This is a genomic window from Polaromonas sp. AET17H-212 (assembly GCF_002379085.1).
Classification (GTDB): domain Bacteria; phylum Pseudomonadota; class Gammaproteobacteria; order Burkholderiales; family Burkholderiaceae_C; genus Polaromonas.
The window spans coordinates 64,952-86,518 of sequence record NZ_NBZW01000004.1; the positions used below are offsets into that span (position 1 = coordinate 64,952).

The window sequence follows — 21,567 nt, forward strand, 5'->3', positions numbered from 1 at the left end:
ACCGGGCTGTCCCTGACCAGCGGCTGTACCTGTTTTTCGTGATCATTTGTGAGAAGGAGCGCCAGCGATGATTCACCAGCTGCATTCAGACGATTGGGTGGCCAACGGCGCCGAGACGGCGATCTGCCGGCTGCCCTTCACCGTGGCCCAGGCGGAAGGACAATTTGGTCTTGCATTTGCGCAAGGGGAGCCCGGCACGCCCGGCCAACCCGGGCAGTGGCACGCAGTCATTGAACACGATGGCCAGGTCTACCTTTTGCATGCGGCGCGTGAAGCCCCGCCACCCGACCATCTGCTGGAGGTGTTGGCCCGGGGCGACGTTCGTTATCCGGCGCCGCTGGTGGCCAAGATCTGCGCCGCGTTTCGCCTGGCACCGCAAGACCTGCCGTGGGTGTCCCAAGATCTGGGTGAACGCCGCTGGCTGCTCTGGCGACGCGATGACAACAACAACCGTGCGGTCATGGGCTACTTCAAGGACAGGCAGGTGGCCGAACGTGTGGCGCAGAGGTACACCGACCGGGGGCACAAGCAGCTGTATGGTGTGGACGAGGCGCCGGCTGACGCGCCGTGATCTTCAGACTTCTTGCCGCGCCGCCTCCATCTCCGCGCGCAGTTCGTCTTCGCGGCCGGCATAGCGGGGTGAGAAATGGAAGGGAATCACCAGCCTGGCGCCGGCCGCACGCGCGATGTGGCCGGCCTGCCGTGCGGTGAGATGCAGCTTGCGGGCGCCATGGCCGGCGTCCTGGTCGAGGAACACACATTCGATGAACAGCTGCGTGGCATCGGCCACCAGGGCCGTGATGCGTTGCACGTTGTCCGGGTGAAAGGCGACGTCGGTCACGTAGCCGATCTTCTCGCCCGGCACCAGCCGCAGGACCCCGGCCTTGAGTTCTCCCAGAGGCAACACGCGTTCATGCGCGCCGTGGCGGTCGCGCCAGAAGGCACGCACTGGCGTGGTGTCGGGTTCGCCCTGCATCACTGCCGCCTTGAGGTCCTTCAGCCAGGGCCCGACGGCCAGTCCGAGCCCGGCCAGCCGGTTCTTCCAGACGTTGACGTGGACTTTTTCCTCGACCGCAAAGCCGAGGCAGGGCGTCCCATGGTCGAGAAACGCCGCGCGAACGCGGAAACCCGGCTCATCGAGCAACACCCCGCCGTGCAACTGCCGCGGCGCGAGGGGCTCCGGCTGGAAATGCCGATGGCAGCGCAGGCGCGTGCCCCGGGCCTGCCAGGCGGCGTCGATCTCCCAGACATCGATCACGAAGTCGCCGGGATAGTTGTCAACCAGGTTCCAGGTGTAGGCGGCAAGCTTGTGCCCGACCTGCGCCGTAAAACCGGGCGGGCCGTACAGGCGGATGTGTTTGTGACGGCCCAGGCAGAGGCGAAGCAGCCGGTCGAAACCGTAGAAGTGGTCCATGTGGGTGTGCGTGACAAACACATCCGAGATCCGCAGTATCTTTTTGGCCGGCAGCACCGTGAGGTCGCCCAGATCGAACAGCAGCGCCCGCTTCTCGAACATGAAATCAACATACAGCCCGGCGTCGTCCAGCGGGTTGTTGACGAGTTCAGTGCTGAAGGTGGAGCGCATGGCGGAGGCCTTGGGCTGGGAGGTTGGCTCATTATCCCGCTTGTGCACGGCCAGGAGCGTCGATGTCGCGTGGATGCTGCATTTGGCCCCTGGCGACCATGCCGGCTAACGGAAACCCCACCTGATGCAGAGCAACCTTCCCGGTGCTGAGGCTATAGTGCTCCTACCATGCGCGCTCGCGCATCTGATCCAGCAAGCGAGTGGACATCAGCGGAGGAGTGCCGGATTTCATGGGAAATTTATAAGTGTTTATTTGTACGGCATATCCATGGGTAGCCGAGGCTGCAAGCCACTTTCAGGAGAAAGTAATGGCCAGAATATCGAACACGGGCCAGCAAGAAAAACTGGATGAGAAAGAATACTGGGAATATCAAGCGAAGCACCGCGCTATTCGCGCCAAGTACGACCCTAGCAATGAATGGAACGAAGCCACATCAGTGCCGCGCGAATACCTGACGGAGATTCACGATCTCAACCTTCAGCACGGCAGCATGCTGCAGCGTCGCAATGGATGGACCGCCGAAGATTTCGAAGATCAATGATGGTGATGCCTAACTACCCACTTCACCCCGACGCGCTGACGCGCGCGGGTGGGCGCGAACGTTAGGCTGTGTATGGACGCGATTCGTTTGCGTGAAGCAGCAAGACGAGAGTACCGTGATCCTGTGCCGTTTTTGAGACGCTTGCGGCGCATTGAGGAACGGATCCTGACGGTGACGATCGATCCCGAGATAAGGACGCTCCGGACGAACAAACTCAAAGAGTGGCGTGAGGCCAGGCTTGGAGCGCTGTTTTGCCATGGCTTCAGTGAGCGAACCGGACTGAAAGTCTTCTTCTCAAAAGGTGAGTTCGAGGATGCTGATTTCGTCTCGACCTGGATCGAAGACGATGTTCGGCACTTCGCGCCGGTTCAGATAAAGGAGCTAGTACCCGAGGAGAGGAACGCGAGTGCAACCTTCGATGCAGTGGTCCATGGGCTGTCGAAGTACACCGGCGCCAATGACCTCACGGTTCTGATCCACGTGAATAGAAGAATCCACTTCGATCCCACTTCGGTCACACTGCCGCGGCAACTTCCTATTGCAGCGCTCTGGGTCCTAGCCTGCCTAGATCCTGCGCAGGCCGAATGGGCGATATGGGGGAATCTTCTCGAGGAAGCGGAGGGCACGAGGTTTGTGTACCCAGCCTAACAAGGCAACGCGGACGCCCAAAGTCGATCCGCAGCTGCGCCGCTCCTTTTCTTGTTTGCCGGTCACGTCCGACGTTAAGCAGCTTCAAGAATGGCGAAGCAACCACGCTCCGAGAAGTCGGCTGAGTTCGACGCGTTATTGGAAATCCTTTCGCATTTGTACCCCGAGGAAGGCGCCGCCGCCATTCGAAGCCAGATCCGGCAACGGGTGCGTTTAACGGGTCTATCCTACGGACCGGCAAGCCGCTGAAGCCCCCATCGGCCAGATTCGGCCATTCGGGTCCGCAGAACGTCCGGTTTGCGGAAGAGAGCAAGGCCGCGAGAACGACGCCATCAGCAAGTGACCAGATCCGTATGCCCGAAGCCCTGGGTGTAATCAAGGACGGAGATGACCGCGGGTGTGACGCGGAAGATGCGGACCTCGTCCGGCTCCGGCATCTTCATCGGCAGGGGTTTTGCCTCCGGGTATTTCAGCGGCAGCATGCGCAGGACTTTCTCCGCTTCGGCCCGGTCGGTCACCGCCTGCGCGTGGGCGGCCATCGACAGGCCGGTGATGGCCATCAGGTCCGCCGTGTCGTCATCGATGGTCAGCGAGAGCCGATTGTCCCGCGCCAGGTTGTTTGCCTTCTGGCTGTCCAGCCCGCAAAGAAAATAAAGCGTCAGGCCCTCGTTCACATAGCCGACCGTCGTGGCCTGGGGCCAGCCATCGGGCCGCAGCGTCGCCACCGTCATGATGCGATGCTGGTCCAGCAGCGCCAGGATTTTCCGCTTGATGTCGTCGTTCATGGGTCACCTCCACAATCGTCAAAAGGGAAAGTTCGACGACATTCTGGGCTGGCATGGCCGCGCGGCCTTGATCGCCGTCAAGGGCTGACGACATCGGGTCGGGTTCGCCCGCTGGCGCAGTGACCGTGACCGGCCGCTCCGTGTGGGGCAGGTGGCCTCCCACCCGCCTGGCCATCGGGCGTCAGGCGGCAGCGCGATTGGCTACCACCTCCGGCTTCAAGTGAAATCGGCCTCCAACCCTTTTAAGACGGGCGGAGACTGCTATTGAATCAGTAGCAAAAAGGCCCGGGGCTGCGGGCGCCCGGGACGCTGGTTCACGCGTAATCGGCCACCGGCACGCAGCTGCAGAACAGGTTGCGGTCGCCGTAGACGTTGTCGACGCGGCCCACGGGCGGCCAGTACTTGACCTGCTTGAGCGAGGCCAGCGGGAAGGCACCGGTTTCGCGCGAATACGGCCGGTCCCACGTGTCGCCCAGCAGGCTGGCGGCGGTGTGGGGCGCGTGTTTGAGCGGGTTGTTGTCCTGCGGCCAGCTGCCGTTTTCGATCTGGCGGATTTCTTCGCGGATGGCCACCATGGCGTTGATGAAGCGGTCCAGCTCGGCCAGGGTTTCGCTTTCGGTCGGTTCGACCATCAGCGTGCCGGGCACGGGGAAGCTCAAGGTGGGCGCGTGGAAGCCGTAGTCCATCAGGCGCTTGGCCACGTCTTCGGCGCTGACGCCGCTGGTTTCCTTCAGCGGGCGCAGGTCCAGGATGCACTCGTGCGCCACATGGCCGTTCTCGCTGGCGTACAGCGTCGGGTAATGGTCCTTCAGCCGCGCGCTGATGTAGTTGGCGCTGAGGATGGCCACTTCGGTCGCCTGTTGCAGGCCTTCGGGGCCCATCATGCGGCAGTACATCCAGCTGATCGGCAGCACGGCCGCATTGCCCAAAGGGGCTGCTGAAATCGCGCCCACGCCGTTGACCGGCAGGCCCGCCGTGGCGTGGCCAGGCAGGTAGGGCACGAGGTCGGCTACGACGCAGACCGGGCCGACACCGGGGCCGCCGCCGCCGTGCGGAATGCAGAAGGTCTTGTGCAGGTTCAGGTGGCTCACGTCGCCGCCGAACTCGCCGGGGGCAGCCACACCGACGAGCGCGTTCATGTTGGCGCCGTCCACGTAAACACGGCCGCCATGGCTGTGGACCAGGGCGCACAGCTCTTTCACCTGCGTCTCGAACACGCCGTGGGTGCTGGGGTAGGTGATCATCATGCAGGCCAGGTTCGCGCTGTGCTGTTCGCACTTGGCTTTCAGGTCGGCCATGTCAACGTTGCCCTGGGCATCGCAGGCGGTCACCACCACTGTCATGCCGGCCATCTGCGCGCTGGCCGGGTTGGTGCCATGGGCCGACGAAGGGATCAGGCAGATGTTGCGGTGGCCCTGGCCATTGGCTTCCAGCCAGGCCTTGATGACCAGCAGGCCGGCGTATTCTCCCTGCGAGCCGGCGTTGGGCTGCAGGCTGATGCCGGCGTAACCGGTGGCCTGGCACAGCCAGTCGCGCAGCTGCTGGTCGAGTTCGGCATAACCCTGCAACTGGTCGGGCGGCGCAAACGGGTGGATGTTGGCAAACTCGGGCCAGGTGACGGGAATCATCTCGCTGGTCGCGTTGAGTTTCATGGTGCAGCTGCCCAGCGGGATCATGCTGCGGTCCAGCGCCAGGTCCTTGTCGCTGAGCATGCGGATGTAGCGCAGCATGCCGGTCTCGGAGTGGTGGGTGTTGAACACCGGGTGCGTCAGGAAGTCGCTGGTGCGGCGCAGATCTTCGGGGATCAGCGGCTCCACGCCTTTTTCAAAGTCGCTCAGGCGCGGCATCGGCTGGCCGGGCTTGACGAAGAAGGACCAGAGCATCTCCAGGTCTTCGCGCGTGGTGGTTTCATCCAGCGACACGCCCAGGTGGTTGGTCAGGCGGCAGCGCAGGTTGGCCCCCGACTGGCGCGCGCGTTCAGCGATCGCATGGGTCGCGTCATCGGTCTTGATGGTGACCGAGTCGAAGGCGCTGGCGTTGGCGATGTCGTAGCCCATCTGCTGCACGCCGCGCGCAAAAATCGCGGTGTAGCTGGCCACGCGCTGGGCAATACGCTTGAGGCCCTGCGGCCCGTGGTACACCGCGTACATGCTGGCCAGCACGGCCGGCAGCACCTGCGCGGTGCAGATGTTGGAGGTGGCTTTTTCGCGGCGGATGTGCTGCTCGCGGGTCTGCAGCGCCAGGCGGTAGGTCGGGTTGCCATGCACGTCGATGCTGACGCCCACCAGCCGGCCCGGCATGGAGCGCTTGAACTCATCGCGGCAGGCGAGGTAGGCCGCGTGCGGCCCGCCGTTGCCCATGGCCACGCCGAAGCGCTGGGTGTTGCCCAGCACGATGTCGGCGTCCCATTCGCCGGGAGGCGCCAGCAAGGTCAGTGCCAGCAGGTCGGCGGCCACACACAGGGCGGCGCCATCCACATGGGCCTGGCCGGCCAGCGGCCGCAGGTCATGGATGCTGCCGGTGGTGGCCGGGTACTGCGCCAGCACGCCGAAGTAGGGGCCCTCGGCCATCAGCTGCGGCACGGTCGCGGCGGCGGTGCTGACCTTGACCTCGATGCCCAGCGGTTTCGCACGCGTCTGGATCACCTCGATGGTCTGCGGGTGGCAGTCGCCGGCAACGATGAAGACATTGCTTTTGCTCTTGACGCTGCGTTTGGCCAGGGTCATGGCTTCGGCGGCGGCCGTGGCTTCGTCGAGCATGGAGGCGTTGGCGATCGGCATGCCGGTCAGGTCGCAGACCATGGTCTGGAAGTTGATGAGCGCCTCCATGCGGCCCTGGGAAATTTCAGCCTGGTAAGGCGTGTAGGCGGTGTACCAGGCGGGGTTTTCCAGGATGTTGCGCAGGATCACGCCGGGCGTGTGCGTGCCGTAATAACCCTGACCGATGAAACTCCTGAAAACCTTGTTCTTCGCCGCCATGGCTTTCAGTTCGGCCAGGGCGGCCGCTTCGGTGACGGGCGCCGGGATGGCCATCGCCTGGCTGCGGGCAATGCTGCGCGGCACAATGCCGTCGATCAGCGCACGCCGGGACGCAGAACCCACGACGCTGAGCATGTGGGTTTCGTCAGCCTCATCGATGCCGATGTGGCGGGCAATGAACTCGGAAGTATTTTCAAGCTCGCGCAGCGGCTTGGCGGTGGGCATCAACATGGCGGTTTCCAGGATTCGTTGGCCCCGAGCTTGTCGAAGGGGCAGTGAACAGTGAGGCAAGACTTCGACAGGCTCTGTCCGAACGGTGGGGCGGGAGGGCTGCTATTTACGCTGTTGCGGAAAAGGTGGTGTAGCTGGTCTCATCCATCAGCGCGTCCAGTTGCGACTTGTCAGACAGCTTCACCTTGAAGAACCAGCCGGCGCCCAGCGGGTCGGTGTTGGCCAGCGAGGGGTCGTCGCGCAGGGCTTCGTTGACTTCGGTGACCTCGCCGCTGATGGGCATGTAGACGTCGGCCGCGGCCTTGACCGATTCGACGACACCGGCGACCTCTTTTTGCGCCAGCGTGCTGCCGACGGAAGGCAGGTCGACAAACACCACGTCGCCGAGTGCGTCCTGCGCGTGGGGGGTGATGCCGACGGTGGCGATGTCGCCGTCAACGTTGATCCATTCGTGGTCTTCGGTGTACTTGATCATGGGGTTCTCCAGAATAATAAAAATTTCAACCGCGGAAATAGCGATTCGGAACAAAAGGCATGGGGCTGACTTCCATGGGCACAGGTTTGCCACGCACGATGGCGTTCACGCGTGTACCGATGGCCGAGAACTCAGGCTTCACGTAGCCCATGGCCACGGGTTTGTCGATGCTGGGGCCGAGCAGGCCGCTGGTGACTTCGCCCATCGGCGTGCCGTCCAGGCTTTGCAGGGCCGTGTGGTCGCGCACGGGAATGCGCTCCAGCGCCACCAGGCCCACGCGTTTGCGCGTCAGCGCGGCGGGGTCGGCCAGTTGCGCCAGCACCCTGTCGGCACCCGGAAAACCGCCGGCCCGTGCACCGCCGGTGCGGCGCACTTTCTGGATCGCCCAGTTGAGGCTGGCTTCGACCGGTGTGGTGGTGGTGTCGATGTCGTTGCCGTAGAGGCACAGGCCGGCTTCGAGCCGCAGCGAATTGCGCGCGCCCAGGCCGACCGGTTTGACTTCGGGCTGGGCCAGCAGGGCGCGGGCCAGCGTGTCGGCCTGCGCGGCAGGCACGGAAATCTCGAAACCGTCTTCGCCGGTGTAGCCGCTGCGGGTGAGAAAGCAGTCGCAACCGGCGACGCTAAAACGCCCGCCGGTCATGAACACCAGCTTCTCGACGCCGGGGGCTAGGCGCGACAGCGCGGTGACGGCCTGCGGGCCCTGCAGTGCCAGCAGCGCCATCTCGGGCATGGGAATGACCTCGCAGCGCGTGCCGATATTTGCCTGAATATGCGCGATGTCGCCGACCTTGCAGGCGCCGTTGACGATGACGAAGATGTCGCCGCCGTTCAGGTAGTCGCGGTTGAAGAACATCAGGTCGTCGATGATGCCGCCGTCCTCATTGAGCAGCAGGCCGTAGCGCTGCTTGCCGGCGGGCAGGTCGATCACATCGACCGGGATCAGGGTTTCCAGCGCGGCCGCGGCGCCGGCACCGACCAGGCGCAGCTGGCCCATGTGCGAGACATCAAACAGGCCGGCGGCCTGGCGCGTGTGGTGGTGCTCGGCCATCAGGCCGGCCGGGTATTGCACCGGCATGGCATAACCGGCAAACGGCACCATGCGCGCGCCCAGTTCCAGGTGCAGGTCGTAAAGCGGTGTTTTCAGCAGTTCAGGGGCGATGGCGGACAAGGCGTTCTCCGGGGCAAACATACAACATGGCCATAAGCCATGGGCTGCCCCTGCTGTCCTCTTTACCTGAGAGATTCGCCTGGCGATGCAGGTTTGCTCCTTCGGTGGACCACCTCGAGGATGGCCTCTCTCCAGTAGGGAACGCCGCCCGGAAAATGATCGCCCGGGTGGCGGTTGCCAGTCCTTTTGCCTGAGCGTTCAGCGCACCATTGGGGTGCCGCATGCGCCTTCGGCGGTTTTCGCGAGGAAAACTCTCTCCTGACCGCGTAAGTGTAGCCCAAGGCCGGGACAGCCGGCCCGCAGGCGCAGCGCGCTGTCGAGGCAACGCCCCATGTTTCGGGCGCGTGGATCTTTTCAAGCAGGGGCCGCGGAGCCGGCTTTGCCGGTCCGCAGGCGCAGCGCCCCCTCGGGGGGCAGCGACCCACACGCAGTGGGGGAGCGTGGGGGCCCTATTTACTTGGCATAGACCAGATCGCGCAGGGTCAGCGCGACGGCCGGGAAATAAGTGATCACCATCAGGCAGGCCAGGATCACCAGCACGAACGGGATCAGGTGGGTGATGATCCGGTCCAGCGATATTTTGGCGACAGTGCAGGCCGCAAACAGGTTGACGCCGAACGGCGGCGTGATCATGCCGAGCGCCAGGTTCACGACCATCACCAGGCCGAAATGCACCGGGTCGATGCCGAAGTGCATGGCCACGGGGGCCAGGATGGGCGCCAGCACGATGATGGCGGCGCTGGTTTCGATGAACATGCCGATGATGAACAGCGCAGCGTTGACACCCAGCAGGAAGAGGGCGGGGGACTGCAGCACGGCTTCCAGCCAGCGGCCAATCGCATCGGGCACGCCGGCACGCGTGATCAGGAAGGCGAACAGCCCGGCATTGGCGATGATGAACATGATGACGGCGCTGGAGATCACCGACTTGCGCAGCACCAGCGCCAGCGTCGGCAGCTTGATTTCGCGGTAGATCACCCCACCGACGATCAGCGCGTAGAACACCGCCACGGCCGCCGCCTCGGTCGGCGTGAAGATGCCGCCATAGATGCCGCCAAGAATGATGACCGGCATCAGCAGGGCCCAGCCGGCCTGCAAGGTGGCCTTGAAGAAACCCAGGCGCCCGTCGCCGTCGTTCTTGCCCCAACCCTTGATCTTGCAATACACATAGACAAACGCCATCAGCGACAGGCTGATCAGGATGCCCGGCCCGACGCCGGCGATGAACAGCTCACCGATCGAGACCTCGGCGCTGACGCCGTACAGGATCAGCGGAATCGAGGGTGGAATGATCACGCCGAGTTCGGCGCTGGTGGCCTGCAGGGCCGCGGCGTAGCTGGTGGGGTAGCCGTGTTTGATCAGGGCGGGAATCAGGATCGCGCCGACCGCAAACGTGGTGGCCACCGACGAGCCGGAGACCGCGGCAAAAATCATGCAGGTCAGCACGCAGGTCATGGGCAGGCCGCCCTGCACGCCGCCGACAATGCTTTTCGCAAACTCGACCAGGCGGCGCGAAATGCCGCCGGTCTCCATCAGGTTGCCGGCCAGGATGAAAAACGGAATGGCCGCCAGCGGAAACTTGTTGATGGCGTTGAACATCTCCTTGACGGAGATCAGCATGTGGGCGTTGGACGCCTGGATGCCGAAGATGGAAGCCAGTCCGATGGACACGGCAACGGAGATCGTCAGTGCAAAACACACGATCATGGTGGTCAACATGACGGCGGTCATTGTGCAATCCCCGGAAAAAAGTTGTTGTCAGTGGTGTTGATGATGCAGCTCATGTCGCCGTCTCCAGTTCTTCGCGCTGCGGATCCAGCAGGTTGCCGATGATGCCGATCACGCAGAACATGCCGCCTATCGGCATGGCCACATAACCCCAGAACATGGAAATGGACTCCAGGCCCGCCATGGACTGCACCTGCCCGCGGATGGCGTAGTCCCAGCCCCACCAGATGATGACGCCGATCAGGGCCAGGGCGGCCAGGCAGACCACCCAGTCGAGGAGGCGCTTGACCTTGATCGGGCTCCAGCGGTACAGCACATCGACGCTGACCATGGCGCCCTGGCGGAAGGCCGCCGGTATGCCCATGAAGACCATCCAGATCAGCGACAGGCGGATCAGGATCTCGGTCCACTCGGCCGGCTGCTCGAGCACGAAGCGCGTCACGATCTGGAACATGCCCAGCGAAGATGCAATCACCATCATGAGGCAGGCCACCAGCGTGGCAAACCCCGTGGTCCAGCGTTCGATTTCGAGAAAGGTGTTTTTCATGGGAATACCGGTTCTACAAGGAAAACGCCCGCAAGCCTAATGGCTGCGGGCGTGTTCAGCTACAAAAAAAGTAGCGAACGAGGCCGCTTACTTGACGCTGCGGATCTTGTCGATGTTGGCCTTGCCGAACTGCTTTTCAAATTCGGCGTTCACGGGTGCCAGGGCGGCGACGAACTTGGCCTTGTCGACGTTGTCGATCACGGTCATGCCCTTGGCGCGCAGGTCGGCCACGCCCTTGGCGTCGTCTTCGTCGACACGGGCGCGGTTGGCCTTGGTGCCTTCAGCGGCAGCTTCGAGGAAGGCCTTCTTGTCGGCAGCGCTGAGTTTGTCGAAGACGGCCTTGTTCATCACCCAGATGCAGGGCGAGTAGACGTGGCCGGTCAGCGACAGGTGTTTCTGGACCTGGTCAAACTTGGACGCAATGATGACCGACAGCGGGTTTTCCTGGCCGTCAACCGTGCCCTGCTGCAGAGCGGTGAACACCTCGGGGAAAGCCATGGGGGTGGTGATGATGCCGAAGCCCTTGTAGGCTGCAATGTGCACCGGATTTTCCATGGTGCGCATTTTCAGGCCCTTCAGGTCCTCGGGCACCTTCACGTCACGCTTGCTGTTGGTCATGTGGCGGAAACCATTTTCGCCCCAAGCCAATGCCTTGAAGCCCTTGGCTTCGAACTTGACGAGCAGGTCCTGGCCGATCGGGCCGTCCAGCACCGCACGTGCGTGGGCCTTGTCGCGGAACAGGAAAGGCACGTCGAGAATCTTGGTTTCCGGCACGAAGTTGGGGACCGGGCCGGTCGACGAGAAAGCCAGTTCCTGGGTGCCCAGCTGCACGGCCTCGATGGACTCGCGCTCGCCGCCGAGGGAGCCGTTGTAGAAGGTCTGGACCTTGTAGCGGCCACCGGTGCGCTTTTCCACTTCCTTGGCGAAGGTGTCGATGGCCACGCCCTGGTGGGAGTTCTGCGACGTCGAGATGCTGATCTTCATGGTCGTCTGCGCTGCTGCACCAGCTACCAGGCCGAGTGCCAGCGTCATGCCCAGGGCGAGCCGGGTCAGCGTGGGTTTGAAAAAAGTCATGGAGTGTCTCCTCGGGGTGAAAAAAGGGGTGGAGGGAAAAGTTGTCATACAACTTGCAATTTTCACCTCCTGGCGGACTGTGCCGCCTAGGGGTTTTCGCTTAAGTACTCTCCGATGATGGCATCGAAATTGGCGTCGGGCAGCAAGCCCAGCCGGCGAGCCCGCGCCGCGTCGATGTGGGCCGGCCAGCTGGTCACGATGTTGGCAATCGCGGCGTCCGGCGTCCAGTCGATCAGCCCGGCAACCTCCTTGCCTGCCAGGCGCTCCAGCGCCGCCGCCATCTCGCCGGGGGTTGTCTTGAGGGCTGGCAGGTTGATGGCGGTGCGCGCGCCCCAGTCGGCGTCGCTGGCCTCGGCGGCCCGGATCAGGCCGTGGATGGTGCGGCTGGGCGAGGACAGCGCCACCGGGGTGTCGGGCGCCACCGGGCACGCGGCTCGCACGCCGGCCAGCGGCTCACGGATCATGCCGCTCAGGAAGCTGGAGGCCGCGCCGTTGGGTTTGCCGGGGCGCACACTCACGGTCATCAGGCGCACATTGCGGCCGCGGACAAAACCCTTGCGGGCATAGTCGGCCACCAGCTGCTCGCCGATGAATTTCTGGATGCCGTAGCTGTTCTGGGGCGTCGGCAAGGTGGTGTCTTCAATCACCGCGGGCAGGGGTTGTTCGGGGGAATTGCCGAACACGGCCAGTGAACTGGCAAACACCACTGTCGGCGAGGTCTTCAGGCGCCGGCAGGTCTCCAGCAGGGCACGCGTGGCGTCGAGGTTGCTGCGCATGCCGAGGTCGAAATCGGCTTCGCATTCACCGCTGACCGCAGCGGCGAGGTGAAAAACCACGGCTGTGTCCCTGGCGATCACGGGGCTGGAGGCCGGGTCTGCTTCGAGCAGGGCGTTCAGGTCCCCCTCGACCGCGCGAACCCGGCTGTCGGCCATCAGGTCGGCCGGTGGTGCCGCCCTGTCCACCAGGGTCACGCGGGTGATGGGTTGCGCGGGGCTGCCAGCCAGGGACAGCGTGCCTTGTCGGAGCAGTTCACGGGCCAGGCGAACGCCCAGGAAACCGGCGCCGCCGGTAATGACAATGTTCATGGGAGATCGGGTCTTTTCTGAATGTTGATCGGAAAGGGCGTTGCGGCGGGTGAAGGTTCGGGCCGGGCAGGCCGGCGGTTTCCGCTTTTCCAGGGGCGCACGCGCCGGGCGGCGATTTTACATGCCGCTGTAGTTGGGGCCGCCGCCGCCCTCGGGCGTGACCCAGACGATGTTTTGGGTCGGGTCCTTGATGTCGCAGGTCTTGCAGTGCACGCAGTTCTGCGCGTTGATCTGCAGGCGGTCGCTGTTGTCGGGATTTTTCACAAACTCATAGACGCCGGCCGGGCAGTAACGCGACTCCGGCCCGGCATAGGTCGCCAGGTTGATGTTGACCGGCACGCTGGCGTCCTTGAGGGTCAGGTGTGCCGGTTGCTGCTCTTCATGGTTGGTGTTGGAGACAAACACCGAACTCAGGCGGTCAAAGGTGATCTTGTTGTCGGGTTTGGGGTAAACAATCTGCGGGCACTCGGCCGCCGGTTTGAGCGTGGCATGGTCGGCCACCTTGCGGCGCAGCGTCCACGGCGGGTTGCGAATGCCCAGTTTGGGCAGCAGCCACTGCTCGATGCCGGTCATGAAGGCGCCGACATACACGCCTTTCTTGAACCATTGTTTGAAATTGCGTGACTGGTTCAGCTCAGCATGCAGCCAGCTTTTGGCAAAGGCTTGCGGATAGGCGCTCAGTTCGTCGTGCTGGCGGCCCGCGGTCACGGCGTCGAAGGCGGCTTCGGCCGCGAGCATGCCGGTTTTGATGGCGGCGTGGCTGCCCTTGATGCGTGCGGCATTGAGGTAACCGGCTTCGCAGCCGATCAGCGCGCCGCCGGGGAACACGGTTTTGGGCAGGCTGACCAGGCCACCGGCCGTGATGGCACGCGCGCCGTAGCTGATGCGTTTGCCGCCTTCGAGGTAGGCCTTGATGCTGGGGTGCGTTTTCCAACGCTGCATTTCCTCGAACGGGCTGAGCCAGGGGTTGCTGTAGTCGAGGCCGACCACCAGGCCCAGCGTGACCTTGTTGTCTTCCAGGTGGTACATGAAGCCGCCGCCATAGGTCTGGCTGTCCATGGGCCAGCCAGCGGTGTGCACCACCAGGCCCGGCTTGTGTTTGGCCGGGTCGATCTCCCAGAGTTCCTTGATGCCCAGCGCATAGGCCTGCGGGTCCTTGCCGTCGTTGAGCTTGAACTGCGCCATGAGCTGGCGGCCGAGGTGGCCGCGCGCGCCTTCGGCAAAAATCGTGTACTTGCCGTGCAGTTCCATGCCGAGCTGGAAGTGGTCCGTCGGCTGGCCGTCCTTGCCGACACCCAGGTTGCCGGTGGCCACACCCTTGACCGAGCCGTTGTCGTTGTAAAGCACTTCGGCGGCTGCGAAGCCGGGGAAGATTTCCACCCCCAGGTTCTCAGCCTGCTGCGCCAGCCAGCGCACCACGTTGCCGAGGCTGACCACGTAATTGCCTTCGTTGTGAAAACACTCGGGCACAAAAAACGCCGGTGTTTTGGTCGCACCCGTTTCACTGAGGAACAGCACCTCGTCGCTGGTCACGGGTTGGTTGAGCGGGGCTTGGAGTTCTTTCCAGTCCGGAATCAGCTCGGTGAGGGCCTTGGGGTCCATGACCGCGCCTGAGAGAATGTGCGCGCCGGGCTCGGAGCCTTTTTCAAGCACCACCACGGAAAGCTCCGTGCCTTTTTCTGCGGCCAGCTGTTTCAGCCGAATGGCCGTGGCCAGACCGCCGGGGCCGCCGCCGACCACGACCACGTCGTATTCCATGGCTTCACGGGGGCCGAACTGGGCCAGGATCTCTTGGTTATTCATGGTGGACTCGCTGATAATGAATTTCAGGGACGGTTGTCCGTCAGGTAACGGCCGCAGCTCTGCGCCTGATTTTATGTCTTGAATCCACCGGGTCGAACCCTTGTTCGCCTCGGCCCCCTTTTATCGAGAGGACCCTCTAATGGCTTACAGCCTGGATCTTTCAGGGCGTGTCGCGCTCGTGACCGGCGCATCCGGCGGCCTGGGTGCCCAGTTTGCCAAAACCCTGAGCCGTGCCGGTGCAGCGGTGGTGCTGGCCAGCCGCAGGATGGACAAGCTCAAGGATCTGCGCGCGCAGATCGAGGCCGAAGGCGGCGATGCGCATGTGGTCACGCTGGATGTGACCGACCATGCGAGCATCAAGTCGGCGGTGGCGCACGCCGAAACCGAGGTCGGCCCGATTGACATCCTCGTCAACAACTCCGGCGTGAGTACGACGCAGCGCATCCAGGACGTCGGCGAGGATGACTACGACTTCATTTTCGGCACCAATGTCAGGGGCGCTTTTTTTGTGGCGCAGGAAGTCGGCAAACGCATGCTGGCGCGGTCGCGCGGCGCGGCGCCGGGTGCCTTTTCCGGCGCGCAGATCATCAACATTGCCTCCATGGCGGGTCTGCGCGTGTTGCCGCAGATCGGCGTGTACTGCATGAGCAAGGCGGCGGTGGTGCAGATGACCAAGGCCATGGCGCTGGAGTGGGGCAAGTTCGGCATCAACGTCAACGCCATCTGCCCGGGCTACATCGACACCGAGATCAACCACCATCACTGGGAAACCGAGCAGGGAAAAAAGCTGGTGCAGATGCTGCCGCGCAAGCGCATCGGCAAGCCGGAGGACCTGGACGCGCTGCTGGTGCTGCTGGCCAGCGGGCAGAGCCATTTCATCAACGGTGCTGTCATTGCGGCAGACGACGGCTTCGGGCTCTGAGGCAAGCGTCGCCGAGCGCTGGGTCTTCAGTCATCCCCCTTCCGTCTTTTGTTCTTCCTTTTTGACTCTTCCTCTTCTCCACAGCGCCATGAAAATTGACATTCCCGACATCAAGAAACTGGTTTTTGAAATGCGCGTCCCGATCCGGTGGGGTGATATGGACGCCATGGGCCACGTCAACAACACCAGCTATTTTCGTTACCTGGAAACGGTCCGCATCGACTGGATGCATTCGATCGGTTGTGTGCCCGACCCCCAGGGCGAAGGCCCGGTCATCGTCAACGCGTTCTGCAATTTCTACAAGCAGCTCGAATATCCGGGCGACGTGCTGGTCAAGATGTACGTCAGCGACCCGGCACGCACCACCTTCGAGAGCTGGGGCACGATGGAGCGCGCCGACCAGCCCGGGGTGATCTACGCCGCCGGTGGTGCCACGACGATCTGGGTCGACTTTCCGAGCCAGAAGGCCGCCGCCTTGCCGGACTGGATGCGCCAACTGGTCAGTTGAGAGGCTGAGAGTCTTTTGTTCCTACCCGCTTATCACGCCAAAACGCCCCCACTCGTCGTTGCAAATGCGCGCCATAGCCCGAGCTATGGCTGTGCTTTGCGCCTCGATTGGGCCCGTTTTGGCGCGCTACTCGGGCACGACCAACAAACTCTCAGCCTCTGAGCGCAAAATCCGGGAATCCAACCAACTTGCCAGACCCATGCCTGTCGCCAAAGTCCTTCCCGCTGACCTCTGTCTGGCCATCGACCCCGGGCTTCTGGGGTTTGCGGACACGTCCGAACTGCTGGACCAGCCGATGCACTGGATCGGCCAGCAGCGTGCCGAAACCGCGGCCCGCTTTGGCTTGGCGATGGCGCAGCCCGACTACAACCTTTTTGTGCTGGGCGAGGTCGGCACGGGAAGATCGACCCTGCTGCTGCAGATGATGAATGCGGCGGCGGCCAGCCGGCCTGTGCCCCCGGACCTCTGTTATCTCCACAACTTCGACGCCCCGGAGCGGCCCCGGGCCTTGCGCATGCCGGCCGGGCAGGGCCGGCTGCTGCGCCAGCTCATGCTGCAGTTGACCAAAACGCTGCAGGCGGAAATTCCCAAACGACTGGTGGACCAGGATTTCCGCACGGAAAGCGAGCGCATCGAAAAAAGTTACAAGGCGGAAGAGGACCCGGCCTATGCGGAGCTGGATGCGTTTGCCGAAGCCCGGAACTTTTCCTTGTTTCGCGAGGCGGGCCATCTGGTCTTCACCCTGAGGGATGACAAGGGCCGGGCCCTGACCGAAAGCGAGGCGCTGGCCCTGCCGAAAGAGCGGCGTGTCGAGATTGACCGCGCCGAGCAGGAACTGCGTGCCGAAATCGCCCGCTTTCTCGACAAAACCCGGTCCATGGAACGGGTCCTGCACGAAGGCCTGGCGGCCTTGCGCCGCCAGGTGGTCAAGCCGATGGTGGAGCACGAGCTGCAGGAGATCCGCAACGAGCTGCGCAAACAGATCAAGGACTCGGTCAAGCTGGGCAACTACCTCGACCTGGTCCTGCACGATGTGCTTGAAAACCTGGAGCTGTTCCAGGCGGGCGACACGGACGAGGAGGTCCGGCTGGAGGCGCTGGCCTCCGTGCTGGGCCGTTACCGGGTCAACCTGGTGGTGGATAACCATGGCCTGACCGGCGCGCCGGTGATGGTCGAGGACAACCCCCTGCTGCGCCGGCTGTTTGGCAGCATCGAGTACCAGTCCGACAACGACGTGCGGGTGACGGATTTCTCGCGCATACGCGCGGGCAGCCTGCTCAAGGCGAACGGCGGCTTCCTGATGCTGCACCTGAACGACCTGCTGGCCGATGATCTGGTGTGGGAAAAGCTGCGCCGCTTCCTGCGCAGCGGCCTTGTCCAGATCGAGGAGTCCGGCGTGACGTATTCGCCCATGGCCGCCGTGGCGCTGGAGCCCGAACCGGTCGATGCGGATGTCAAGATCATCCTGATCGGCTCGGTCGAGGAGTACTACCTCCTGCAGGAGACCGATCCGGAATTCACCCGCCGTTTCCGCTGCAAGGTGGACGTTGCCGAAAGTTTTCCGGCCAGCGCGGATACCCGCCGGGCGTCGGCGATTTTTGTGGCGCACACCTGCCGCAAGATGGGCTTCCCCCACTTTTCTGCAGCGGCCGTCGCGCGCCTGCTGGAAGACTCCCACCGCGAGGTGGACGACCAGGCCCGCCAGAGCGCCATCTTTGCCCGCACCGAGGCCCTGGTGATGGAGAGCGCCTCCATGTGCCGCGCGCGGGGCGCCCTCCTGGTGGACCTGCAGGACGTCGAGGCGGCGCTTCGTGCCCGCAACTACAGGCACGATTACCTCGAACAGCGCCAGCAGGAAACCATTGCGGATGGGGAGCGGCTGCTGGTCTTGACCGGCGCGAAGGTCGGGCAGCTCAATGCCTTGACCGTGATTGACCTGGGCGACTACCGTTTTGGTTTCCCGGTGGGTGTCACGGCACGCACCTACGCCGGCGACGAGGGCCTGCTCAACGTGGAGCGCGAGGTGGAGCTTTCCGGCCCCATCCATGACAAGGGGGTGCTCATCCTGCACAGCTACCTGTCGGCGCTGTTTGCCCATCTTGCGCCGCTGGCGCTGAATGCGGCCATTGTTTTCGAGCAGGAGTACCACGGCGTCGAAGGCGATTCCGCTTCCTGCGCCGAACTGTATGTGCTGCTGTCGTCCCTGTCGGGGTTGCCGCTGAAACAAGGTGTCGCCGTGACCGGTGCGATCAACCAGCATGGCGACATGCTGCCGGTGGGCGGGATCAACGAAAAAATCGAGGGCTACTTCCGCAGCTGTGAGATTGTCGGGCTGGACGGTAGCCAGGGGGTGCTGATTCCGCACCGCAACCGGCGCCACCTGATGCTTGAGCGCAAGGTGGTGGAGGCGGTGGCCGCGGGACGGTTCCACATCTATACGGCCGAACATGCCAGCGATGGCCTGGAACTGCTCACCGGTGCGTCGTTTGGCGAGTTGAACGCGGCGGGCGTTTACCCGGCTGACAGCGTGCTTGGCGGTGCGCAGAAAACGCTGGAGGATTTCCGGCGTTCCTGCCAGCGCGCGGAGCAGCACAAGCCTGAACGCAAACCCGGCAAACTGCGCTGACCGGGGTCCGTGCTGGCTGCTATTTCTGTTTCGGCAGCCGGCCCATCAGGTAAAACTCGGGGTTGGGCATCATGCTGGAAAAACTGGCGATGCGGTTGGACAGGCCGAAGAAGGCGGTGATCGCGGCGATGTCCCAGATGTCCTCGTCGTCGAAACCGTGGGCATGCAGCGCGGCAAAGTCGGCGTCTTCCACCTCGTCCGACTTCTGGCAGACTTTCATCGCAAAGTCCAGCATGGCGCGCTGGCGCGGCGTGATGTCGGCCTTGCGGTAGTTCACCGCCACCTGGTCGGCCACCAGCGGCTTTTTCTCGTAAATCCGCAAGAGCGCGCCATGCGCCACCACGCAATACAGGCAGTGGTTGGCCGCACTTGTGGTGGTCACGATCATCTCGCGGTCGCCTTTGCTCAGGCCCGACTCTTCGCGCAACATCAATGCGTCATGGTAGGCAAAAAAGGCACGCCACTCTGCCGGGCGGCGCGCCAGCGCCAGAAACACATTGGGGACAAAGCCGGCTTTTTCCTGCACCTCCAGCACTTTGGCTTTGATGTCGTCGGGCAAGGTGTTGAGGTCGGGCAGGGGGTATCTGGTGGTCATGGGGTGTCTCATTGCGGGTGACTGTTTTGGCAATGATACGTTCAGTGTGAGGTGGATCAGGGGAGGTCGGGTCTGCCGGCTGGCCGGGGCGCGAACCGGTCAGCATGACGCCAGGGCAAGCAGTTAGCGCCCATAAAAAAAGCGCGTGGTGAAGGCCACGCGCTTTTTGTCGGGCCGCGCAAGCAGCGCGGGGAGATCACACCAAATCAGCCCAGCGCTTTCAATGCGCTGGCCACCCCCGCGCCATAAGCCGGGTCGGCTTTGGTGCAATTGGCAATATGCCGCTCCTGGATGGCCTTCGAGGCGCCACCAACCGAGCGGGCGGTATTCTCAAACAGCGCCTGCTGCTGCGCCGGTGTCATCAGCCGGAACAGGTTGCCCGGCTGCGAGTAGTAGTCCTCGTCGACGCGGTGGTTCCAGTGATCGGCTGCGCCTTCAATCGACAGCGGCGGTTCGGCAAAATCCGGCTGTTCCTGCCACGAGCCCTTGCTGTTGGGCTCATAGCCAATCTCCGCGCCCTTGTTGTCGTCGACACGCATGGCGCCGTCGCGGTGGTAGCTGTGGAAGGGGCACTTAGGCGCGTTTACCGGAATCTGGTGGTGGTTCACGCCCAGGCGGTAGCGCTGCGCATCGCCGTAGGAGAACAGGCGCGACTGCAGCATCTTGTCGGGCGAGAAGCTGATGCCCGGCACCACATTGGCCGGGTTGAAGGCGAGCTGCTCGATTTCGGCAAAGTAGTTTTCGGCGTTGCGGTTGAGTTCCAGCACGCCGACGTCGATCAGCGGGTAGTCCTTGTGCGGCCAGACCTTGGTCAGGTCGAACGGGTTCAGGTGGTAGGTCGCCGCGTCTTTTTCGGGCATGACCTGGATCTGCAGCTTCCAGCGCGGAAAGTCCTTGTTGTCGATGGCGTTGAGCAGATCGTTCTGCGCGCTTTCGCGGTCCTTGCCGACCAGGGCTTCGGCTTCGGCATCGGTCAGGTTGTCAATGCCCTGCTGTGTGGGCAGGTGGAACTTGACCCAGAAGCGCTCGTTCTGCGCATTCAGGAAGCTGAAGGTGTGGCTGCCGAAGCCGTGCATGTGACGGTAGGACCTGGGCAGGCCGCGGTCGCTCATGACGATGGTGACCTGGTGCAGGGCTTCGGGCAGCAGGGTCCAGAAGTCCCAGTTGTTTTCGGCGCTGCGCATGTTGGTGCGCGGGTCGCGCTTGACGGCGCGGTTCAGGTCGGGAAACTTCAACGGGTCGCGCAGAAAGAACACCGGCGTGTTGTTGCCGACCAGGTCCCAGTTGCCCTCTTCGGTATAAAACTTCATCGCAAAGCCACGGATGTCGCGCTCGGCGTCGGCAGCGCCGCGCTCGCCCGCCACCGTGGAAAAACGGATCGCCAGGTCGGTTTTCTTGCCGATGGCGGAAAAGATTTTGGCTTTGGTGTATCTGGTGATGTCGTGCGTCACGGTGAAGGTGCCGAAGGCACCCGAACCCTTGGCATGCATGCGGCGCTCGGGAATCACTTCGCGGGCAAAATGCGCCAGCTTTTCAAGGTGCCAGACGTCCTGCAGCAGCACCGGGCCGCGCGGGCCGGCGGTCATGGTGTTCTGGTTGTCGGGGACCGGTGCGCCGGCGGCGGTGGTTAATTTGGTCATGGTGCGTTCCTTCCGGTTTATGGGGCTGGCCTTGTCGGCGCAGGCGACAAGGTGGCGGTCAATTAATAGTTTTATGCTATTGGTTGGTGGTTTATTTTCGCTCTTGACTATTTAAAGAGCAATGGCAAGTCCATAGTCATTGCTCAAGGCCGCGATAGGCGCAGGCTTATGGGGAGTCAGCGGCTATGCTGGTGATTTGCCCAGGAGCGCACAACCCATGGAATCTCAATTCGACAAAGGCCTCGCCACCCGCAAGCAGGTGATGGGCGAAGATTTTGTAACCAATGCTTTCGCCAACGCCACCGATTTCACCCGTCCGATTCAGGAACACATCACCGCCAAGGCTTGGGGCGATGTCTGGCAGCGGCCGGGCCTGGAGCTCAAGACGCGAAGCCTGATCACCGTGGCCATGCTCACGGCGCTCGGCAAGCAGCATGAACTCAAGGCGCATGTGCGCGGTGCGCTCAACAACGGCGCAACCTCCGCGGAGATTCAGGAGGTGTTGCTGCACGCCGCCGTTTACTGCGGTGTGCCCACGGCGGTGGATGCCTTCCGCAGCGCGGCCGAGGTGATTGACGGCAAGTAGGAAGGGGAAACTGCCGGCCAGCCGGCCAGCCGGCCGGACGG

General features: G+C 63.3%; 19 protein-coding genes and 2 riboswitches. Of the genes, 7 read left to right on the top strand and 12 right to left on the bottom strand.

The features are described from left to right. The first annotated feature begins 67 nt into the window (after window positions 1-67). Complete coding sequence (locus B7G53_RS22985) at window positions 68-571, top strand: hypothetical protein (protein WP_217992591.1); 504 nt, start codon at window positions 68-70, stop codon at window positions 569-571. A gap of 3 nt (window positions 572-574) precedes the next feature. Here the strand turns inward: B7G53_RS22985 and B7G53_RS05660 are convergent, their stop codons facing one another. Further along, window positions 575-1,585, bottom strand: a complete 1,011-nt coding sequence (locus B7G53_RS05660) for a ribonuclease Z (RefSeq protein ID WP_096664832.1) — start codon at window positions 1,583-1,585, stop codon at window positions 575-577. Between the two features lie 308 nt (window positions 1,586-1,893). On the opposite strand from B7G53_RS05660, the gene B7G53_RS05665 reads away from it, so the two are divergent. Together B7G53_RS05665 and B7G53_RS05670 are read left to right on the top strand one after the other, a co-directional pair. Further along, complete coding sequence (locus B7G53_RS05665; protein ID WP_096664835.1) at window positions 1,894-2,127, top strand: hypothetical protein; 234 nt, start codon at window positions 1,894-1,896, stop codon at window positions 2,125-2,127. A 171-nt stretch (window positions 2,128-2,298) separates the two neighbouring features. After that, the gene (locus B7G53_RS05670) at window positions 2,299-2,775 is read left to right on the top strand and encodes a hypothetical protein (protein WP_141396296.1); all 477 of its coding nucleotides are present in this window, start codon (window positions 2,299-2,301) and stop codon (window positions 2,773-2,775) included. Between the two features lie 332 nt (window positions 2,776-3,107). Here B7G53_RS05670 and B7G53_RS05675 read toward each other — a convergent pair whose 3' ends face one another. The 9 genes from B7G53_RS05675 to B7G53_RS05715 form a co-directional block, all read right to left on the bottom strand. After that, the gene (locus B7G53_RS05675; protein ID WP_096664841.1) at window positions 3,108-3,560 is read right to left on the bottom strand and encodes a pyridoxamine 5'-phosphate oxidase family protein; all 453 of its coding nucleotides are present in this window, start codon (window positions 3,558-3,560) and stop codon (window positions 3,108-3,110) included. A 314-nt stretch (window positions 3,561-3,874) separates the two neighbouring features. Further along, window positions 3,875-6,769, bottom strand: a complete 2,895-nt coding sequence (gcvP, locus tag B7G53_RS05680) for an aminomethyl-transferring glycine dehydrogenase (RefSeq protein ID WP_096664843.1) — start codon at window positions 6,767-6,769, stop codon at window positions 3,875-3,877. A gap of 106 nt (window positions 6,770-6,875) precedes the next feature. Further along, window positions 6,876-7,244 carry a glycine cleavage system protein GcvH gene (gene gcvH / locus B7G53_RS05685; RefSeq protein WP_096664846.1) on the bottom strand — a complete coding sequence of 123 codons (369 nt, stop codon included), beginning with the start codon at window positions 7,242-7,244 and terminating at the stop codon, window positions 6,876-6,878. Window positions 7,245-7,269: 25 nt separating this feature from the next. Beyond that, window positions 7,270-8,412, bottom strand: coding sequence for a glycine cleavage system aminomethyltransferase GcvT (gene gcvT, locus B7G53_RS05690; RefSeq protein ID WP_096665122.1), 1,143 nt, complete (start codon window positions 8,410-8,412; stop codon window positions 7,270-7,272). A gap of 43 nt (window positions 8,413-8,455) precedes the next feature. Further along, window positions 8,456-8,557: riboswitch (glycine riboswitch) on the bottom strand. A gap of 23 nt (window positions 8,558-8,580) precedes the next feature. Beyond that, window positions 8,581-8,683, bottom strand: a riboswitch (glycine riboswitch). A gap of 182 nt (window positions 8,684-8,865) precedes the next feature. Next, window positions 8,866-10,143, bottom strand: coding sequence for a TRAP transporter large permease (locus tag B7G53_RS05695; RefSeq protein WP_096664850.1), 1,278 nt, complete (start codon window positions 10,141-10,143; stop codon window positions 8,866-8,868). A 49-nt stretch (window positions 10,144-10,192) separates the two neighbouring features. After that, window positions 10,193-10,687: a TRAP transporter small permease gene (locus tag B7G53_RS05700; RefSeq protein ID WP_096664853.1), complete on the bottom strand. Its 495-nt coding sequence runs from the start codon at window positions 10,685-10,687 to the stop codon at window positions 10,193-10,195. Window positions 10,688-10,774: 87 nt separating this feature from the next. Further along, window positions 10,775-11,761, bottom strand: coding sequence for a TRAP transporter substrate-binding protein (locus tag B7G53_RS05705; protein WP_096664856.1), 987 nt, complete (start codon window positions 11,759-11,761; stop codon window positions 10,775-10,777). An 86-nt stretch (window positions 11,762-11,847) separates the two neighbouring features. Next, window positions 11,848-12,846 carry a D-erythronate dehydrogenase gene (denD, locus tag B7G53_RS05710; protein WP_096664859.1) on the bottom strand — a complete coding sequence of 333 codons (999 nt, stop codon included), beginning with the start codon at window positions 12,844-12,846 and terminating at the stop codon, window positions 11,848-11,850. Between the two features lie 117 nt (window positions 12,847-12,963). Continuing rightward, on the bottom strand, window positions 12,964-14,649 hold the full coding sequence (locus B7G53_RS05715) for an electron transfer flavoprotein-ubiquinone oxidoreductase (protein ID WP_096664862.1): 1,686 nt from the start codon (window positions 14,647-14,649) through the stop codon (window positions 12,964-12,966). Between the two features lie 139 nt (window positions 14,650-14,788). Between B7G53_RS05715 and B7G53_RS05720 the strand changes: the two genes are divergently transcribed. The 3 genes from B7G53_RS05720 to B7G53_RS05730 all read left to right on the top strand — a co-directional run bounded on the left by B7G53_RS05720 (window position 14,789) and on the right by B7G53_RS05730 (window position 18,705). After that, window positions 14,789-15,571, top strand: a complete 783-nt coding sequence (locus B7G53_RS05720) for an SDR family oxidoreductase (protein ID WP_096664865.1) — start codon at window positions 14,789-14,791, stop codon at window positions 15,569-15,571. An 88-nt stretch (window positions 15,572-15,659) separates the two neighbouring features. Next, window positions 15,660-16,079, top strand: coding sequence for an acyl-CoA thioesterase (locus B7G53_RS05725; RefSeq protein ID WP_096664868.1), 420 nt, complete (start codon window positions 15,660-15,662; stop codon window positions 16,077-16,079). Between the two features lie 199 nt (window positions 16,080-16,278). Then, complete coding sequence (locus tag B7G53_RS05730) at window positions 16,279-18,705, top strand: Lon protease family protein (protein WP_096664870.1); 2,427 nt, start codon at window positions 16,279-16,281, stop codon at window positions 18,703-18,705. Between the two features lie 19 nt (window positions 18,706-18,724). Here B7G53_RS05730 and B7G53_RS05735 read toward each other — a convergent pair whose 3' ends face one another. Continuing rightward, window positions 18,725-19,300: a peroxidase-related enzyme gene (locus B7G53_RS05735; protein ID WP_096664874.1), complete on the bottom strand. Its 576-nt coding sequence runs from the start codon at window positions 19,298-19,300 to the stop codon at window positions 18,725-18,727. A 206-nt stretch (window positions 19,301-19,506) separates the two neighbouring features. Beyond that, on the bottom strand, window positions 19,507-20,940 hold the full coding sequence (locus B7G53_RS05740) for a catalase (protein WP_096664877.1): 1,434 nt from the start codon (window positions 20,938-20,940) through the stop codon (window positions 19,507-19,509). Window positions 20,941-21,157: 217 nt separating this feature from the next. Here B7G53_RS05740 and B7G53_RS05745 point away from each other — a divergent pair, with 217 nt between their 5' ends. After that, a complete protein-coding gene (locus tag B7G53_RS05745; RefSeq protein WP_096664880.1) occupies window positions 21,158-21,526 on the top strand; it encodes a carboxymuconolactone decarboxylase family protein in 369 nt (122 codons plus the stop codon). Window positions 21,527-21,567: the final 41 nt, after the last annotated feature.